Here is a 15,097-nt window from a genome sequence, read left to right as displayed (position 1 = left end):
TCGGATACGTATTGTTGACGCGCGTTTTCGCCAAGTTCCCCGGATGTGCCTCCGAGGCACCCCCTGTGGCCACCCCCGTTTGCCTACCATCGGCACGCCGGTCACGGCCTTCACGCTTCACGGCCTTCACGGCCTTCACGACGAGGAGTGGCACTCATGACGCAGGGTGGGGCAGCGCGGCGCGCGGTGCTGGGGGCGGCCGTGATGGCGGCCGGGGCCGGGATCACCGGACTCGCGGCGGGGCCGGCCGCCGCCTCCGGCCAAGGAGGCGGGCGCGGCGGCGACGGCGGCTTCCGGAACCTCCCGTACCCCACGGTCATCGGCCACCGCGGCGCCAGCGGCTACCGGCCGGAGCACACGCTCGGCTCCTACCAGCTGGCCCTGGACCTGGGGGCGGACGTCGTCGAGCAGGACCTGGTCCCCACCCGGGACGGCCACCTGGTGTGCCGCCACGAGAACGAGATCGGCGGGACCACCGACATCGCCGACCATCCCGAGTTCGCCGCCCGGCGCACCACCAAGTCCGTCGACGGGGTCCCGGTCACCGGCTGGTTCACCGAGGACTTCACCCTCGCCGAGCTGAAGACCCTGCGCGCGAAGGAACGCATCCCCGCCGTCCGCCAGCGCAACACGCTCTACGACGGCCAGTGGGCCGTCCCCACCTTCGAAGAGGTGCTCCGCTGGGCCGACCGCGAGGGCAGGCGGCGCGGCGAGCGCGTCTGGCTGCACGTGGAGACCAAGCACCCCAGCTACTTCCGCGCCCTGGGCCTCGGCCTGGAGGAGCCCCTGGCCCGGTTGCTGCGCCGGTACCGCCGCGACGGCCGCGACGCCGCCGTCTTCCTCCAGTCCTTCGAACCCTCCAGCATCCAGCGGCTCTCCCGGCTGGTCTCCGCGCCCCGCGTGGTCCTGCTCTCCGCGGCCGACACCCGCCCCTGGGACTTCGAACAGGCCGGGGACCCGCGTACGGTCGCCGACCTGGTCAAGCCGGAAGGCCTCAAGTGGATCGCCGGCTTCGCCCAGGGCATCGGCCCCACCATGGACCTGATCCTCCCGCGCGACGCGGCCGGCCGGCTCGGGCCTGCGACCACCCTGGTGAAGGACGCCCATGCCCGCGGGCTGCTGCTGCACCCCTATACCGCGCGCAACGAGAACAGCTTCCTGCCCGCCGAGTACCGCAGGGGTACGGATCCGGCCGCGTACGGGGACGCCCTCGGTGCCTTCCGCACCTACTTCGAACAGGGCATCGACGGGATCTTCACCGACAACCCGGACACCGGACTGCTCGCCGCCGAGGCCTTCCGCCCGGGCCGACGCCCCGTCAACGGCTGAGCGCCGCTTCCCGAACGAGTGGGCCGCGCCCGGCGGGGAAACCCCCGGGCGCGACCCACTCGTCCCGCTCGGCATGGACCTGCTGAAGGACCCCGACCTCGTCAACGAACTGGGCCCGCTGCTCTCCGCGGAGGCGGCGGCGGAGGCCCCGGGCGCCGGAGTGGACGCCGCCGACCTGGAACAAGCCGTCTGGGTCAGGCTGCTGGAGAGCGGCCGGCGCGCACCCGATCCCGCCGACCCGGCCGAGCCGGCCCGCTGGCTGCGCCGAGCGGTACGGGCCGAGGCCCGGCTCGCCCGGCGCGGGGCGCGCCGCGAAATCCCCTACGACCACCGTCGTCACCGCGTGGACGACCACCGTCCGAGGGCCGGCGCCGCCGGCGGGCCCGAGCCCGAGCCCGAAGACGCCCTGCTCCACGAGGAGGACCACCGCGCCCTCCGATCGGCGGTCGCCCGGTTGCCCGGCCGCTGTCCCGAGCTGATGAAGGCACTTCTTTCGCCCAGAGACCTCACATACCGTGAAATCGCAGGAGAGTTGGGTATCTCACAAGGAAGTTTAGGGCCCGTGCGTTCCCGTTGCCTGGGATGTCTGCGCAGAATGCTCGCGGCAGAGGTTGCGGCTCCTGGCCTTCGGGGAATGGAGCGGTAGACCAACGGGCTACCAGGTGAGCTGGAGGCATGCGCACATGGGCATGAGCGTGACCATTTCGGCGGCGGTTGCCGAGGACGCCGAGCAGATCTTCAAACTGCAGTACCTGGCCTTCCAGCGCGAGGCCGAGCTGTACGGCAACTACCTCATCCAGCCGCTCACCCAGTCCCTGGACTCCCTCAAGGGAGAGCTCGCGACGGACACCGTCCTGGTGGCCCGGCTCGGCGACGAGATCGTCGGAACCGTGCGCGGCAGCGTGGACGAGGAGGGCACCGCCAAGATCGCGAAGCTCTGCGTCCACCCGCGCCTGCAGGGACACGGGCTCGGCGCCCGCCTGCTGCGCGCCGTGGAGGAGGCCCTCGCGAGCCCCGGCACCACCACCCGCTTCCGCCTGCACACGGGCCACAAGAGCGAGTCCAACCTGCGCCTCTACCGCAAGGCCGGCTACGTCAAGGTCGGCGGGCGCACCGCGTCCGACGGCGTGCAGCTGGTGATCCTGGAGAAGGAAGCCAAGGACCCGACCGACTTCGCGGTCAGCGCCTGAGCCGGCCCTCTGGCCGGACCGCGTACGCAGTCCGGCATCCGGTCCGGCATCCGGTCCGGCATCCGGCGTTCGGGATCCGGCATCCGGCTCAGCGCTTGCGCAGCCAGAGCATCCCGGTGATCGGCAGGATCACCGGGATGAACAGGTAGCCCAGCCCGAACTGCGACCAGACGGTCGTGTCGGGGAAGGACTCCGGGCGCACCAGGGTCCACGCGCCCACCGCCAGCACGCCCGCCAGTTCCGCGGCGCAGCACACCAGCGCCGCCCTGCGCGCCGTCTCGCCGCCGCGCACCAGCGAGTAGGTGATGAAGGCGTAGGCCAGCGCCGCCACCGCGGACAGGGAGTAGGCCAGCGGCGCCCGGTCGAACTCGGTGGAGATCTGGTAGGCCGACCGCGAGACCGCGCCCACCACCATCACCCCGTACAGCCACACCAGCAGCAGTCCCGGCCCGGAGACCAGCCGCCCCCGCCCGGCGGGAGTGGCGGTCGTCGTCTCAGCGTCAGGCACCGGTGGTTCCCCAGATGTCGTAGAGCCGTACCTCGAGGACGGCGAGGACGACCGCGCCGGCGGCCACCGTCACCGATCCCCACTTGGTGCGCTCGGTCAGCGAGAGCAGCCCGGCGGCCGGCACCGCGGCGAAGGCGCCGAACAGGTAGGCCACGAAGATCACCGTGCCCTCGTCGGGCTTCTCGCCCCTGGCAAGCTGGACCAGGCCGATCACCAGCTGCGCCAGGACCAGCACGGTCACGACGGCCATGCCGATGAAGTGCCAGTCCTTCGTCGGCTGGTCCCGCAGCGCGGCGAAACCGCACCAGGCGGCGAGGGCGAGTGCGGCCACGCCGATGGCGACCGTCAGGGCGTCGAGCATGCAGCGAGGGTATTACGGCCCGAAAGACCCGATGCGCGCGGCCCCTTCCCGTGCGGCGGCCCGTGCGCCGCCGCACCGCCCGCCCCGACCGTGGTCTTGACCACAAGGGGCCCGGTGGGAAGCCAGGCCGGCGCCCCCGCCGCGCCCTGGCCGTTGGGCCCTGGGGGTGCGTCGGCGCAGGTCAGCGGCCCGGCCGTCCGCGTGGGACGGAGGGCCCCGGGGGGCCGGTGTTGTCCGGTATGCGGCCGAATAGCGTCCGCTATCCGGACAGTTTTGATCGGTGACGGGATACGTCTGCTTTACTGGGGCCCATGACCACGACGAGCAGCCGCATCCTTGCGACCGAGGCGACGATGACGCCCGGTGCTCGTTGTATGTGTCGAATGTGCGCCTTCTGAGGGCCCCTTCCTGAGCCTCGCGCCCCGAAGCGAGACCGGCCGCGCCAGTACGTCACCACCTGATGACGGCACCGCCCACTCATGCCCCGCGCACGCGTCGAAGCCGTCGTTTTCCGATGGTTCGTCCCGTATCGCGTCCCAGATGTTTGCCCCGTGCCCGGCACCCCGCTGCGCCGTGCACTCGACAGCGACGGAATTCCTGTGATCACCACATCGGGCCTCACGAAGGTCTACCAGTCCCGTGGCCGCGAGGTCACCGCCCTGGACGGCGTCGACCTCCACGTCCGCGAGGGAGAGGTCTACGGAGTCATCGGCCAGAGCGGCGCCGGCAAGTCCTCCCTGATCCGCTGCGTGAACCTGCTGGAGCGCCCCACCACCGGCACCGTGCACGTCGACGGTGTCGATCTCACCGCGCTCGCCGGCCGCGGCCGCCGCGCCGGCAAGGAACTCCGCGAGGCCCGCAGCCGCATCGGCATGGTCTTCCAGCACTTCAACCTGCTGTCCTCGCGCACCGTCCAGGCCAACGTCGAGCTGCCCCTGGAGATCCTCGGCGTCTCCGGCCGCGAGCGCTCCCGCAAGGCCCTGGAACTCCTCGACCTCGTCGGCCTCGCCGACAAGGCCAAGGCCTACCCCACCCAGCTGTCCGGCGGCCAGAAGCAGCGCGTCGGCATCGCCCGCGCCCTGGCCGGCGACCCCAAGGTGCTGCTCTCCGACGAGGCCACCAGCGCCCTCGACCCCGAGACCACCCGCTCCATCCTGAAGCTGCTGCGCGACCTCAACGAGCAGCTCGGCCTCACCGTGCTGCTCATCACGCACGAGATGGACGTGGTCAAGACCGTCTGCGACTCGGCCGCCCTGATGAAGAAGGGCCGGATCGTCGAGTCAGGCACCGTCGCCGAACTGCTCGCCACCCCCGGCTCCGAGCTCGCCGACGAGCTGTTCCCGGTCACCGGCGCCGCCTCCGGCCCCGACCGCACGGTCGTCGACGTCACCTTCCACGGCGAGGCCGCCGCCCAGCCTGTCATCTCGCAGCTCTCGCGCACATACAACATCGACATCTCGATCCTCGGCGCCGCGATGGACACCGTCGCCGGCCGGCTCGTCGGCCGCATGCGCATCGAACTGCCCGGCCGCTACGAGGACAACGTCGTGCCGGTGGGCTTCCTGCGCGAGCAGGGCCTCCAGGTCGACGTCGTCGACGAGGCCGACGGGATCGACGGCGAACTGGCCGAACTGGCCCTGACCGAAGTGACCGAACTGGCCAAGGACGGTGCCAAGTGACCTGGTCCGAGATGCAGCCCCTGCTCACCCAGGGCACCTACGACACCCTCTACATGGTGCTGTGGTCCACCCTGGTGACCGTGCTCGGCGGACTGCCCATCGGCATCCTGCTGGTCCTCACCGACAAGGGCGGCCTCCTGCAGAACCAGCCGCTCAACAAGATCCTCGGCGTGATCGTGAACATAGGCCGCTCGCTGCCCTTCATCATCCTGCTGATCTTCCTGATCCCGGTCACCACCGCGGTCGTCGGCACGTTCATCGGCCCCACCGCCATGATCGTCCCGCTCGCCATCGGCGCCATCCCCTTCTTCGCCCGGCTCGTCGAGACCGCCGTCCGCGAGGTGGACCACGGCCTGATCGAGGCCGTCGAGTCCATGGGCGGCGGCATCCCGACCCTGGTCGGCAAGGTCCTCCTGCCGCAGGCCCTGCCCTCGCTCGTCGCCGGCGTCACCACCACCGTCATCACCCTCGTCGGCTACTCCGCCATGGCGGGCGCCGTCGGCGGCGAAGGCCTCGGCTCCAAGGCCATCACCTACGGCTTCCAGCGCTTCGAGACCGGCTTCATGGTCGCCACCGTCGTGGTCCTCGTCGTCCTCGTCACCGTGGTGCAGCTGATCGGCGACGGCGCCGTACGCCTCCTGGCCCGCCGGGGCCGGACGGCCTGACCGCCACCACGGGCCGCGGCCCGCACTGATTTCCCCACAGAGCCCGCACTTGTCGTGCTTGGGCCACCACCAGCAAGTCATCGGTACTTGTTCAGCAAGAAAGGCACTCTTCGTGCGTAAGAACACCAAGCTCACCGCCCTCGCCGCCACCGCCACCGCGCTGACCCTCGGCCTCACCGCCTGCGGCAGCTCCTCGGATCCGGCCTCCGCCAAGGCCGACGGCGGCAAGGCCGACGAGAGCAAGCCGCTCGTCATAGCGGCCTCCCCGAGCCCCCACGCCGACATCCTGAACTTCGTCAAGGACAAGCTCGCGGCGAAGGAAGGCCTCAAGCTGGAGGTGAAGGAGTTCACGGACTACGTCCTGCCCAACACCGCCACCGAGCAGGGCCAGGTCGACGGCAACTACTTCCAGCACAAGCCGTACCTCGACGACTTCAACAAGAAGAACGACACCCACGTCGTCCCCGTCGTGAACGTGCACCTGGAGCCCCTCGGCCTCTACTCCAAGAAGGTCACGTCGCTCTCCGACATCAAGGCCGGCCAGACCATCGCCGTCCCCAACGACACCACCAACGAGGGCCGCGCGCTCCAGCTGCTGGCCGCGCACAACCTGATCACCCTCAAGGAGGGCGTCGGCACCAGCGCCAAGCTGTCCGACATCACCGACAAGAAGGGTCTGGAGTTCAAGGAGCTGGAGGCCGCCACCGTCCCGCGCGCCCTGGGCGACGTGGACGCCGCGGTGATCAACGGCAACTACGCCATCGAGGCCGGCCTCGCGCCCGCCAAGGACGCGCTCGCACTGGAGAAGGCCGAGGGCAACCCCTACGCCAACTTCCTCGCGGTCAAGGACGGCAACCAGAACGACCCGCGGATCCAGAAGCTCGCCAAGCTCCTGAACTCCGACGACGTCAGGAAGTTCGTCGAGGAGAAGTACCAGGGCTCGGTCGTCCCGGCCTTCGCCACCCCCGCCTCCTGACCCCGCCTCACTGCCCCCGGCGCCCGACCCCGTCGGGCCCGGACGGTCATGCATCTCGGCCCCGCACGCTCCTGTCGGCGCGCGGGGCCGAATCCTGCCCCTCCCGGCGCCGAGTCCTGCCCGCTCCCGGGCAACCCGGCCCTGCACATCCCCCGTTCGATGCTGCATGCTGTGGCCTACGACCCGTGGACCCGGTCCCGCGCCAACGGCCCCGCACCACGGTCGCATCGCACCACGGTCGCACCACGTTCTCAGGCATGGAGCTGCGCATGACTACCACCTTCCCGGACGTCACCATCAGCACGGACCGGCTGGTGCTGCGCCCGTTCGAGGAGGAGGACGCCACCGCGCTCGCCGAGATGATGAACGACGAGAACATCACCGCCTGGACCTCCGCGCCGTACCCCTACACCCAGGCCGACGCGTACGCCTGGGCCACCCGGGACTCCCACACCGAACGCGCCGAGGGCCGCGGGATCGTCTTCGCCGTCACCGAGTTCCTCACCCAGCGCCTCGTCGGCATCGTCCACCTCCGCAACACCAACTGGCGCACCCGAGCCACCGAGGTCGGCTACGTCACCGCGCCCTGGGCCCGCGGCGAGGGCTACGCCAGCGAGTCCGTCCTCGCCGTCGCCCAATGGCTCTTCCGCGAGCAGGCGTTCGAGCGCCTCGAACTGCGCACCGCCGCCGACAACACCGCCTCCCAGCAGGTCGCCCAGAAGATCGGCTGCATCAGCGAGGGCGTCCTGCGCAACGCGTGGACCGTGCGCACGCAGACCCCCGACGGCGGCTGGGCCGACACCCGCACCGACCTCATCGTCTGGAGCCTCCTGCCCGAGGACCTCGACGAAGGCGACGGCTACGGCGGATACGACGGCTATGAGAGCTACGAAAGCCGCGACACCCACGGCGCCCACGACACGCACGGCGGCCACGGCGGCCACGGCGGACACCCCGGCGACGCGGGCGCCGGACGCCGGTCCGACGCGCACGGCCACCCCGTCGGCGCCGACCGGAAATGAACCGATGACCGGGTAGTCTCACCGTGCCCGCCCCTCCCTCCCGCCCCCCCACACCAGGAGACAGACGACGATGGCCGACCGGGTCACGGTGATCGGCTGGGACGGTTCGCCCCTGACCTCGGCCGCCCGGTCCGCGCTCTCCGCCGCCACCCTCGTGGCCGGAGCCGCCCACCACCTCGCCCTCCCCGAAGTCCCGCCCACCGCCGAACGCATCCGCCTCGGCAGCCTGGGCCTGGCCGCCCGCCGCATCGCCGGCCACCGCGGCACCGCGGTGGTCTTCGCCGACGGCGACCCCGGCTTCTTCGGCGTCGTACGCACCCTGCGCGCCCCGGAGCACGGCCTGGAGGTCGAGGTCGTCCCCGCCGTCTCCTCCGTCGCGGCCGCCTTCGCCCGCGCCGGCATGCCCTGGGACGACGCCCAGGTGGTCGTCGCCCACCCCCGCACGTTGCGGCGCGCCGTCAACGTCTGCCGCGCCCACACCAAGGTCGCCGTCCTCACCTCGCCCGGCGCCGGCCCCGCCGAACTCGCCCTGCTCCTCGACGGGGTCCACCGCACCTTCGTCGTCTGCGAGGAACTCGGCACGGACCGCGAGCAGGTGAGCGTCCTCACCTCCGACAAGGCCGCCGACCACAGCTGGCGCGACCCGAACGTCGTCATCGTCATCGGCGGCGCGGGCCAGGCCCCGGCCGCCGTCCCCGGCTGGCTGCTCGGCCAGAGCGCCGCCCACTCCGCCGACCGCGGCTGGGCCCGCCCGCAGCCCGGCACGGGGGAGGGCGAGGGGGAGTCGGCACTGCTGCACGCGGCCCAACTCGCCCGGCTCGGCCCGCGTACCGGCGACCTCGTCTGGGACATCGGCACGGGATCCGGCGCCGTGGCCGTGGACGCGGCCGCCCTCGGCGCCGCCGTCATCGCCGTGGACGCCGCCCCGGGGGCCCGCGAGCGCGTAACCGCCGCCGCCCGCAAGCGAGGAGTGCAACTGCAGTTCGTCGCCGGGCGTGCACCGCACGTCCTGGAGAACCTTCCCGAACCCGATGTCGTCCGCGTCGGCGGCGGCGGCGCCGAGGTCGTCGCGGCCGTCGCCGACCGGCGCCCCGAACGGATCGTCAGCCACGCCTCCACACGCGACGAGGCGGAGGCCATCGGCCGCGTACTCACCGAACACGGTTACGACGTCGAGTGCGCCCTCCTCCAGGCCGTCGGCCTCGACCCCCGCACCTGGGCTGAACAGGACCGTTCCGTGGTGTTCCTCCTGGCAGCTCAGCGCCCTGTGACCCGCTGAGACGAGGGCCGGGGTAGGCTGGCCGATCGTCGTACCGCGCGGACGTTCCGGGCATCGCGACACGGCCCGGACGCGCGACGTGGCGCAGTCCACAGAGGACCGTGGTGGTTATGGCCGCCACGATCGCTCACGGGCGCGACAATGCTTACTGGTTGTCGCGCAGGCGCACGTGAGACGGACTCGTCGCACCCGCGACACCGCACGGCAACTCCGCTCGGAGGCCTCGTGGGCGACCGGGTGATCGAAGAGGCAACACGATGGGCGAGGGGTAAGCATGACTGACACCGGCCAGGTCCCGGGCGAGGGTCTCCCGGACAACACGGGCATGGTGGATCAGCAGGGCCTCCCCGCCCCGGTCCAGATCCCGGCACCGATGCCCGGCTACGCCTTCCAGGACCTCATGGACAATCCGGCCGAGCCGGAGGACGAGGAACTCCTGCTGATGCCGAGCGCCCAGGGCTCCTGGAGCGACCCGCAGGTCGTCCCGCAGGCCCCCGCCTTCCCCGTGGAGCCCCAGCACGCCGAGCAGCAGATGTACGCCGACGCCTCCTTCGGCGCCGGGACCGCGTACGTGGGCGCCCCGGCGGCGTACCCGGAGCCGGCCGCGTACACCGCGTTCCCCCAGCCCGCCTTCCCCGAGGGCTCCTACAGCGCGGGCGCGCACGAGACGGGCGGCCGGGACTCCGGAGCGCTCGACCTCGGCGGGCTCGTCCCGCCGCCCGCCGCCCCCGCCGCCCCGGTGGCCCCCGCCCGGCGCCCGCTCCACATGGGCCCGCCCATGCCCGAGGCCACCGGCGGAGTCGTACGCTCCCTCGCGGACCGCGGCCCGGCCGCGACGCACGGCGCGCCCGCCGCCCCGCTCGCCCCCGCGGCGCCCACGACCCCGCTTCACCAGGCCGGCCCCCCGACCATCGGGCCCGAGTACCTGGACGTCCCCCGTACGGACGCCGCCCAGGACCCCGCCGCCGCCCCGCAGCTCGGCGAGGTCCCGCCGCAGGCCGGCGCGCCGTGGACACCGGAGCAGGCCCCCGTGCCGGAGCAGCAGGCCCCCGCGGCGCCGGAACCGGTCTCCGCACCGGAGCCGCAGCCGGCCGAAGCCGCCCAGGCCCCCGAGCCGGCGGCCACGCCCGAGCCCGCCCAGGCCCCCGAGCCCGCCCAGGCCTCCGAGCCGGTCCAGGCCGCCGAGCCCGCCCAGGCCTCCGAGCCGGTCCAGGCCGCCGTGGAGCCCGAGCCCGAGTCGGTGCCCGCGGAGGCCGTGGCTCAAGCCCCTGCGCAGCCCGAGGCCGTACCGGCCGAGGCGCTCCCCGCGGCGGAGACCCCCGAGCCGGTCGCCGCCGAGGCACCGGCCGTCGTACCGGTGGCAGTCGCTCCGGCCGCTCCCGTCGCTCCCGTGGAGTCGGCCCAGCCCGCCCAGCCCGCCCAGCCGGTCGAGGCCGTCGCCACCGAGCCGGTGCAGCCGGTGCAGCCGGCGCCGGCCGAGACCGCTCCCGTCCCGGTCGAGCCGGCGGCCGTCGAGCCGCAGCCCGTGGCGGCCGCCCCCGAAGAGCCGGCATCGCCCGTCGCGCCCGAGCCCGTCCAGCCCGAGCCCGTGGCGGTCGCTCCCGTGGAGCCGGTGGCTGCCGAAGCCGCTCCCGTCCCGGTCGAGCCGGTCGAGCCGGTCGAGCCGGTCGCCGTCGAGCCGCAGCCTGTGGCGGCCGCCCCCGAGGAGACCGCCGAGCCGGTCGAGGCCGTCGCGGCCGAGGCACAGCCCGAGGCGGAGCCCGCGCCCCAGCCCGAGGGCGAGCCCGAGGCGGTCGTCGAGGCCGAGCCCGCCGCCGGCGAGCCGGCCCCCGGCTACGCCGACGCCGAGCGCGAGGCCGTCCTGCGCGTGATGCGCGAGCGCCGCGACATCCGCAAGGGCTTCCGCACCGACCCGATCCCGCACGAGGTGCTGCTCCGCGTCCTGGAGGCGGCCCACACCGCGCCCAGCGTCGGCCACTCCCAGCCCTGGGACTTCGTCGTCATCCGCTCCGCCGAGACCCGCCGGACGATGCACGAGCTCGCCCAGCGTCAGCGTGAGGCCTACGCGAAGTCGCTGCCCAAGGCCCGGGCGAAGCAGTTCAAGGAACTCAAGATCGAGGCCATCCTCGACACCCCGGTGAACATCGTCGTCACCGCCGACCCCACCCGCGGCGGCCGCCACACCCTCGGCCGGCACACCCAGCCGCAGATGGCCCCGTACTCATCGGCCCTCGCCGTCGAGAACCTCTGGCTCGCCGCGCGCGCCGAAGGCCTCGGCGTCGGCTGGGTGAGCTTCTTCGACGAGCGCGAGATGGTCCGCGAGCTCGGCCTGCCCGAGCACCTGGAGGTCGTCGCGTACCTGTGCGTCGGCTACGTCGACGAGTTCCCGGAGGAGCCCGAGCTGGCCCAGGCCGGCTGGTCGCAGCGCCGGCCGCTCTCCTGGGTGGTCCACGAGGAGACCTACGGCCGCCGCGCGCTGCCCGGTGAGGAGCCGCACGACCTCCTCTCCGAGACGGTCGCCAGCATCCGGCCCCTCGACGCGAAGGCGCTCGGCGAGGCCTGGGAGCGGCAGAAGCGCATGACCAAGCCGGCGGGCGCGCTGGGCATGCTGGAGATCATCTCGGCCCAGCTGGCGGGCCTGTCCCGGGTCTGCCCGCCGCCGATCCCGGAGCCGGCCGCCGTCGCGATCTTCGCGGGAGACCATGGCGTGCACGCCCAGGGCGTCACCCCGTGGCCCCAGGAGGTCACCACGCAGATGGTCGCCAACTTCCTGGGCGGCGGCGCGGTCTGCAACGCCTTCGCCAACCAGGTGGGCGCCGAGGTCTGCGTCATCGACGTCGGCGTCGCGGGCGACCTGCCCGCCACCCCGGGCCTCCTGCCCCGCAAGGTCCGCCCGGGCACGGCGGACCTGTCCACCGGCCCGGCGATGACCCGCGAGGAAGCGGTCGCGGCCATCGAGGTCGGCATCGAGACGGCCCGCGACCTCGTCGCGGCGGGCAACAAGGCGCTCCTCACCGGCGAGATGGGCATCGCGAACACCACGGTCTCCGCAGCCCTGATCTCGGTCTTCACGGGAGTCGATCCGTCGGAGGTCACCGGCCGCGGCACCGGCATCAACGACGAGACGCACGCCCGCAAGGTCGACGTCGTACGCCGTGCCCTGGAGCTCCACCAGCCCGACCCGGCGGACCCGATCGGCGTCCTCGCCGCGATCGGCGGCCTGGAGCACGCGGCGATCGTGGGCCTCCTCCTGGGCGGCGCGTCCCTGCGTACGCCGGTGATCCTGGACGGCGTCAGTGCCGGGGCCGCCGCGCTGGTCGCCCGTGCCATCGCGCCCGAGTCGCTGTCGGCCTGCATCGCGGGCCACCGCAGCGCCGAGCCGGGGCACGTGGCGGCCCTGAACAAGCTGGGCCTGCGCCCCCTGGTCGACCTGGACCTCCGCCTCGGCGAGGGCACGGGCGCCCTGCTGGCCCTCCCGCTGGTCCAGAGCGCGGCCCGCGCGATGCACGAGGTCGCCACGTTCGACTCGGCGGGCGTCACCGAGAAGTAACTCCGGCCCCCTGCGGGTTCGCTCGGCGGTTCCGGGCGTGCGCCTCGCCCACCCGGCGAGAGCGGATCCGCGGTGCGGGCCGCTGTGGGGTGGGGACACTCCGGGAGGTCCCCGCAGGCCGAGCGAACCCATCGCCGAACCCCAGACCGGTCCGGCTCGGGCTTCGCGCCGGAACCCGGCCACGGGCCGGAACCCGGCCACGCGCCGGGGCGCAGCCCCGATCCTTGAGCCGCACCCGGCAGACCGGCCCCGTCCATGCAGCCTCGCCGGCGCTTGAGGCGCGTAGGTCCGGGGCGGAGCCCCGGGAGGCCGGGCGCGGCCCCCGTCCGCGCTACGGGACGGCCCGCGCCGTATGGTGGACCCGCACCGGATCACCGCACGTCAGTACACCGCCGCTCCAACGCCGCAGCGGCACGCTCAGAACCGCCGCCTTCAGGAGCCGCACCGCCATGGCCGACACCCCCGCCTACCCCGTAGGACTCCGCCTCGCCGGCCGCCGCGTCGTCGTCATCGGCGGTGGCCAGGTCGCCCAGCGCCGCCTCCCGGCGCTCGTCGCCGCCGGCGCCGACGTCCTGCTCGTCTCGCCCTCCGCCACCCCCTCCGTGGACGCCATGGCCGAGACCGGCGAGATCCGCTGGGAGCGCCGCCGCTACCAGGACGGCGACCTCGCCGGCGCCTGGTACGCCCTCATCGCCACGCAGCACCGCGACGTCAACGAAGAGGCCTCCGCCGAGGCCGAGCGCGAGCGCGTCTGGTGCGTCCGCGCCGACGACGCCTCCGCGGCCACCGCCTGGACCCCGGCCACCGGCCGTATCGAAGGCGTCACCGTCGCCGTGCTGACGGGCAACGACCCGCGCCGGTCCGCCGCCGTGCGCGACGCCGTGGTCGAGGGTCTGCGCGACGGCAGCCTCGCCGCCCCCGGCCACCGCCACAGGTCCACCCCCGGCGTCGCCCTCGTCGGCGGCGGCCCCGGCGACCCCGACCTGATCACCGTGCGCGGCCGCCGCCTCCTCGCCGAGGCGGATGTGGTCATCGCCGACCGGCTCGGCCCCCGCGACCTGCTCGACGAACTCCCCCCGCACGTCGAGGTGATCGACGCCGCGAAGATCCCGTACGGCCGGTTCATGGCCCAGGAGGCCATCAACAACGCGCTGATCGAGCACGCCAAGGCCGGCAAGGCGGTGGTCCGGCTCAAGGGCGGTGACCCGTACGTCTTCGGGCGGGGGATGGAGGAGCTCCAGGCGCTCGCCGCGGAGGGGATCGCCTGCACCGTCGTGCCGGGCATCTCCAGCTCCATCTCGGTGCCCGCGGCCGCCGGTATCCCGGTCACCCACCGGGGCGTGGCCCACGAGTTCACCGTGGTCAGCGGCCACGTCGGCCCCGACGACCCGCGGTCCCTGGTGGACTGGGCCTCCCTCGCCAAGCTCACGGGCACCCTGGTGGTCCTCATGGGCGTCGACAAGATCGGCCTGATCGCCGAGGCGCTCGTCCGGCACGGCCGCTCCGCCGACACCCCCGTCGCCGTCGTCCAGGAGGGCACCACCGCCACCCAGCGCCGGGTGGACGCGACCCTCGCCACGGTCGGCGAGCGGGTCCGCGCCGAGGAGGTCCGGCCGCCCGCGGTCATCGTCATCGGCGAGGTCGTCCGCGTCGGAACCCCGGACCTTCCCACCACCAGCGCCTGACAGGCCGTTGGCACCGCACCCAGGACAAGGCAGTATCACCCTGTGGCTGATCTCATCACCATCACCGACCCCGACGACCCGCGCCTGCGCGACTACACGGGCCTGACCGACGTCGAACTCCGGCGCAGGCGCGAGCCCGCGGAAGGCCTCTTCATCGCCGAGGGCGAGAAGGTCATCAGACGGGCCAAGGACGCCGGGTACGAGATGCGCTCGATGCTGCTCTCCGCCAAGTGGGTCGACGTCATGCGCGACGTCATCGACGAGCTCCCGGCACCGGTCTACGCCGTCAGCCCCGACCTCGCCGAGCGCGTCACCGGCTACCACGTGCACCGCGGGGCCCTCGCCTCCATGCAGCGCAAGCCGCTGCCCACGGCCGGGGAACTCCTCGCCACGACCCGCCGCGTGGTCGTCATGGAAGCGGTCAACGACCACACCAACATCGGGGCCATCTTCCGCAGCGCCGCCGCCCTCGGCATGGACGCGGTGCTGCTGTCGCCCGACTGCGCCGACCCGCTCTACCGGCGCTCGGTGAAGGTCTCCATGGGCGCGGTGTTCTCCGTGCCCTACGCCCGCCTGGAGGCCTGGCCCAAGAGCCTGGACTCGGTCCGCGAGGCCGGCTTCAAGCTGCTGGCGCTGACCCCGCACGAGAAGGCGACGCCGATCGAGGTGGCCGCTCCGCAGTCCCTGGAGCGGGTCGCCCTGATGCTCGGCGCCGAGGGCGACGGCCTGTCCACACAGGCGCTCGTCGCCGCCGACGAATGGGTGCGCATCCCCATGGCCCACGGTGTGGACTCCCTGAACGTGGGCGCCGCCGCCGCGGTCGCCTTCTACGCGGTGGCCCAGGGGTAGCGCG

The 15,097-nt window shown here is 73.3% G+C and carries 13 protein-coding genes; 11 read left to right on the top strand and 2 right to left on the bottom strand.

The genetic code is table 11. The features are described 5' to 3' along the window. Window positions 1-156 precede the first annotated feature (156 nt). The 3 genes from ACFWFZ_RS16080 (at window position 157) to ACFWFZ_RS16070 (ending at window position 2,519) form a co-directional block, all read left to right on the top strand. Window positions 157-1,329, top strand: a complete 1,173-nt coding sequence (locus ACFWFZ_RS16080; protein ID WP_387122559.1) for a glycerophosphodiester phosphodiesterase — start codon at window positions 157-159, stop codon at window positions 1,327-1,329. 73 nt (window positions 1,330-1,402) lie between these two features. Further along, window positions 1,403-1,975 (top strand): sigma-70 family RNA polymerase sigma factor, encoded by a 573-nt coding sequence (locus ACFWFZ_RS16075; protein WP_387122556.1) that lies wholly within the window; start codon window positions 1,403-1,405, stop codon window positions 1,973-1,975. A 37-nt stretch (window positions 1,976-2,012) separates the two neighbouring features. Then, complete coding sequence (locus tag ACFWFZ_RS16070) at window positions 2,013-2,519, top strand: GNAT family N-acetyltransferase (protein ID WP_387122552.1); 507 nt, start codon at window positions 2,013-2,015, stop codon at window positions 2,517-2,519. An 88-nt stretch (window positions 2,520-2,607) separates the two neighbouring features. Here ACFWFZ_RS16070 and ACFWFZ_RS16065 read toward each other — a convergent pair whose 3' ends face one another. Next, a complete protein-coding gene (locus ACFWFZ_RS16065) occupies window positions 2,608-3,027 on the bottom strand; it encodes a hypothetical protein (protein WP_387122549.1) in 420 nt (139 codons plus the stop codon). After that, window positions 3,020-3,388 (bottom strand): hypothetical protein, encoded by a 369-nt coding sequence (locus ACFWFZ_RS16060; RefSeq protein ID WP_387122546.1) that lies wholly within the window; start codon window positions 3,386-3,388, stop codon window positions 3,020-3,022. Before ACFWFZ_RS16060 ends, ACFWFZ_RS16065 begins: the two co-directional genes overlap by 8 nt. A 599-nt stretch (window positions 3,389-3,987) precedes the next feature. Between ACFWFZ_RS16060 and ACFWFZ_RS16055 the strand changes: the two genes are divergently transcribed. From ACFWFZ_RS16055 to ACFWFZ_RS16020, 8 genes are all read left to right on the top strand, one after another. Then, window positions 3,988-5,067 (top strand): methionine ABC transporter ATP-binding protein, encoded by a 1,080-nt coding sequence (locus ACFWFZ_RS16055; RefSeq protein WP_387122543.1) that lies wholly within the window; start codon window positions 3,988-3,990, stop codon window positions 5,065-5,067. Continuing rightward, on the top strand, window positions 5,064-5,732 hold the full coding sequence (locus ACFWFZ_RS16050; protein ID WP_387122540.1) for a methionine ABC transporter permease: 669 nt from the start codon (window positions 5,064-5,066) through the stop codon (window positions 5,730-5,732). Before ACFWFZ_RS16055 ends, ACFWFZ_RS16050 begins: the two co-directional genes overlap by 4 nt. A 112-nt stretch (window positions 5,733-5,844) precedes the next feature. After that, window positions 5,845-6,708 (top strand): MetQ/NlpA family ABC transporter substrate-binding protein, encoded by an 864-nt coding sequence (locus ACFWFZ_RS16045; RefSeq protein WP_387122537.1) that lies wholly within the window; start codon window positions 5,845-5,847, stop codon window positions 6,706-6,708. A gap of 269 nt (window positions 6,709-6,977) precedes the next feature. Beyond that, a complete protein-coding gene (locus tag ACFWFZ_RS16040) occupies window positions 6,978-7,730 on the top strand; it encodes a GNAT family N-acetyltransferase (RefSeq protein ID WP_387122532.1) in 753 nt (250 codons plus the stop codon). A gap of 70 nt (window positions 7,731-7,800) precedes the next feature. After that, on the top strand, window positions 7,801-9,009 hold the full coding sequence (cbiE, locus tag ACFWFZ_RS16035) for a precorrin-6y C5,15-methyltransferase (decarboxylating) subunit CbiE (RefSeq protein ID WP_387122529.1): 1,209 nt from the start codon (window positions 7,801-7,803) through the stop codon (window positions 9,007-9,009). Window positions 9,010-9,283: 274 nt separating this feature from the next. Then, window positions 9,284-12,559: a nicotinate-nucleotide--dimethylbenzimidazole phosphoribosyltransferase gene (gene cobT, locus ACFWFZ_RS16030; RefSeq protein ID WP_387122527.1), complete on the top strand. Its 3,276-nt coding sequence runs from the start codon at window positions 9,284-9,286 to the stop codon at window positions 12,557-12,559. Between the two features lie 449 nt (window positions 12,560-13,008). Next, window positions 13,009-14,244, top strand: coding sequence for a uroporphyrinogen-III C-methyltransferase (gene cobA, locus ACFWFZ_RS16025; protein ID WP_387122524.1), 1,236 nt, complete (start codon window positions 13,009-13,011; stop codon window positions 14,242-14,244). A gap of 42 nt (window positions 14,245-14,286) precedes the next feature. Then, window positions 14,287-15,093 (top strand): TrmH family RNA methyltransferase, encoded by an 807-nt coding sequence (locus ACFWFZ_RS16020; protein WP_387122521.1) that lies wholly within the window; start codon window positions 14,287-14,289, stop codon window positions 15,091-15,093. The last annotated feature ends 4 nt before the right edge of the window (window positions 15,094-15,097 follow it).

Origin of the sequence: Streptomyces sp. NPDC060232 (assembly GCF_042726555.1) — a bacterium.
In the GTDB taxonomy this organism is placed as follows: domain Bacteria; phylum Actinomycetota; class Actinomycetes; order Streptomycetales; family Streptomycetaceae; genus Streptomyces.
This window is presented reverse-complemented; position numbering and strand designations above follow the sequence as displayed.

Bases quoted from the DNA above. Each gene is read 5' to 3' on its own strand.
- ACFWFZ_RS16080 (WP_387122559.1), top strand. From the start codon at position 157: ATGACGCAGGGTGGGGCAGCGCGGCGCGCGGTGCTGGGGGCGGCCGTG.
- ACFWFZ_RS16075 (WP_387122556.1), top strand. From the start codon at position 1,403: ATGGACCTGCTGAAGGACCCCGACCTCGTCAACGAACTGGGCCCGCTG.
- ACFWFZ_RS16070 (WP_387122552.1), top strand. From the start codon at position 2,013: ATGGGCATGAGCGTGACCATTTCGGCGGCGGTTGCCGAGGACGCCGAG.
- ACFWFZ_RS16060 (WP_387122546.1), bottom strand. From the start codon at position 3,388: ATGCTCGACGCCCTGACGGTCGCCATCGGCGTGGCCGCACTCGCCCTC.
- ACFWFZ_RS16040 (WP_387122532.1), top strand. From the start codon at position 6,978: ATGACTACCACCTTCCCGGACGTCACCATCAGCACGGACCGGCTGGTG.
- cbiE (WP_387122529.1), top strand. From the start codon at position 7,801: ATGGCCGACCGGGTCACGGTGATCGGCTGGGACGGTTCGCCCCTGACC.
- cobT (WP_387122527.1), top strand. From the start codon at position 9,284: ATGACTGACACCGGCCAGGTCCCGGGCGAGGGTCTCCCGGACAACACG.
- cobA (WP_387122524.1), top strand. From the start codon at position 13,009: ATGGCCGACACCCCCGCCTACCCCGTAGGACTCCGCCTCGCCGGCCGC.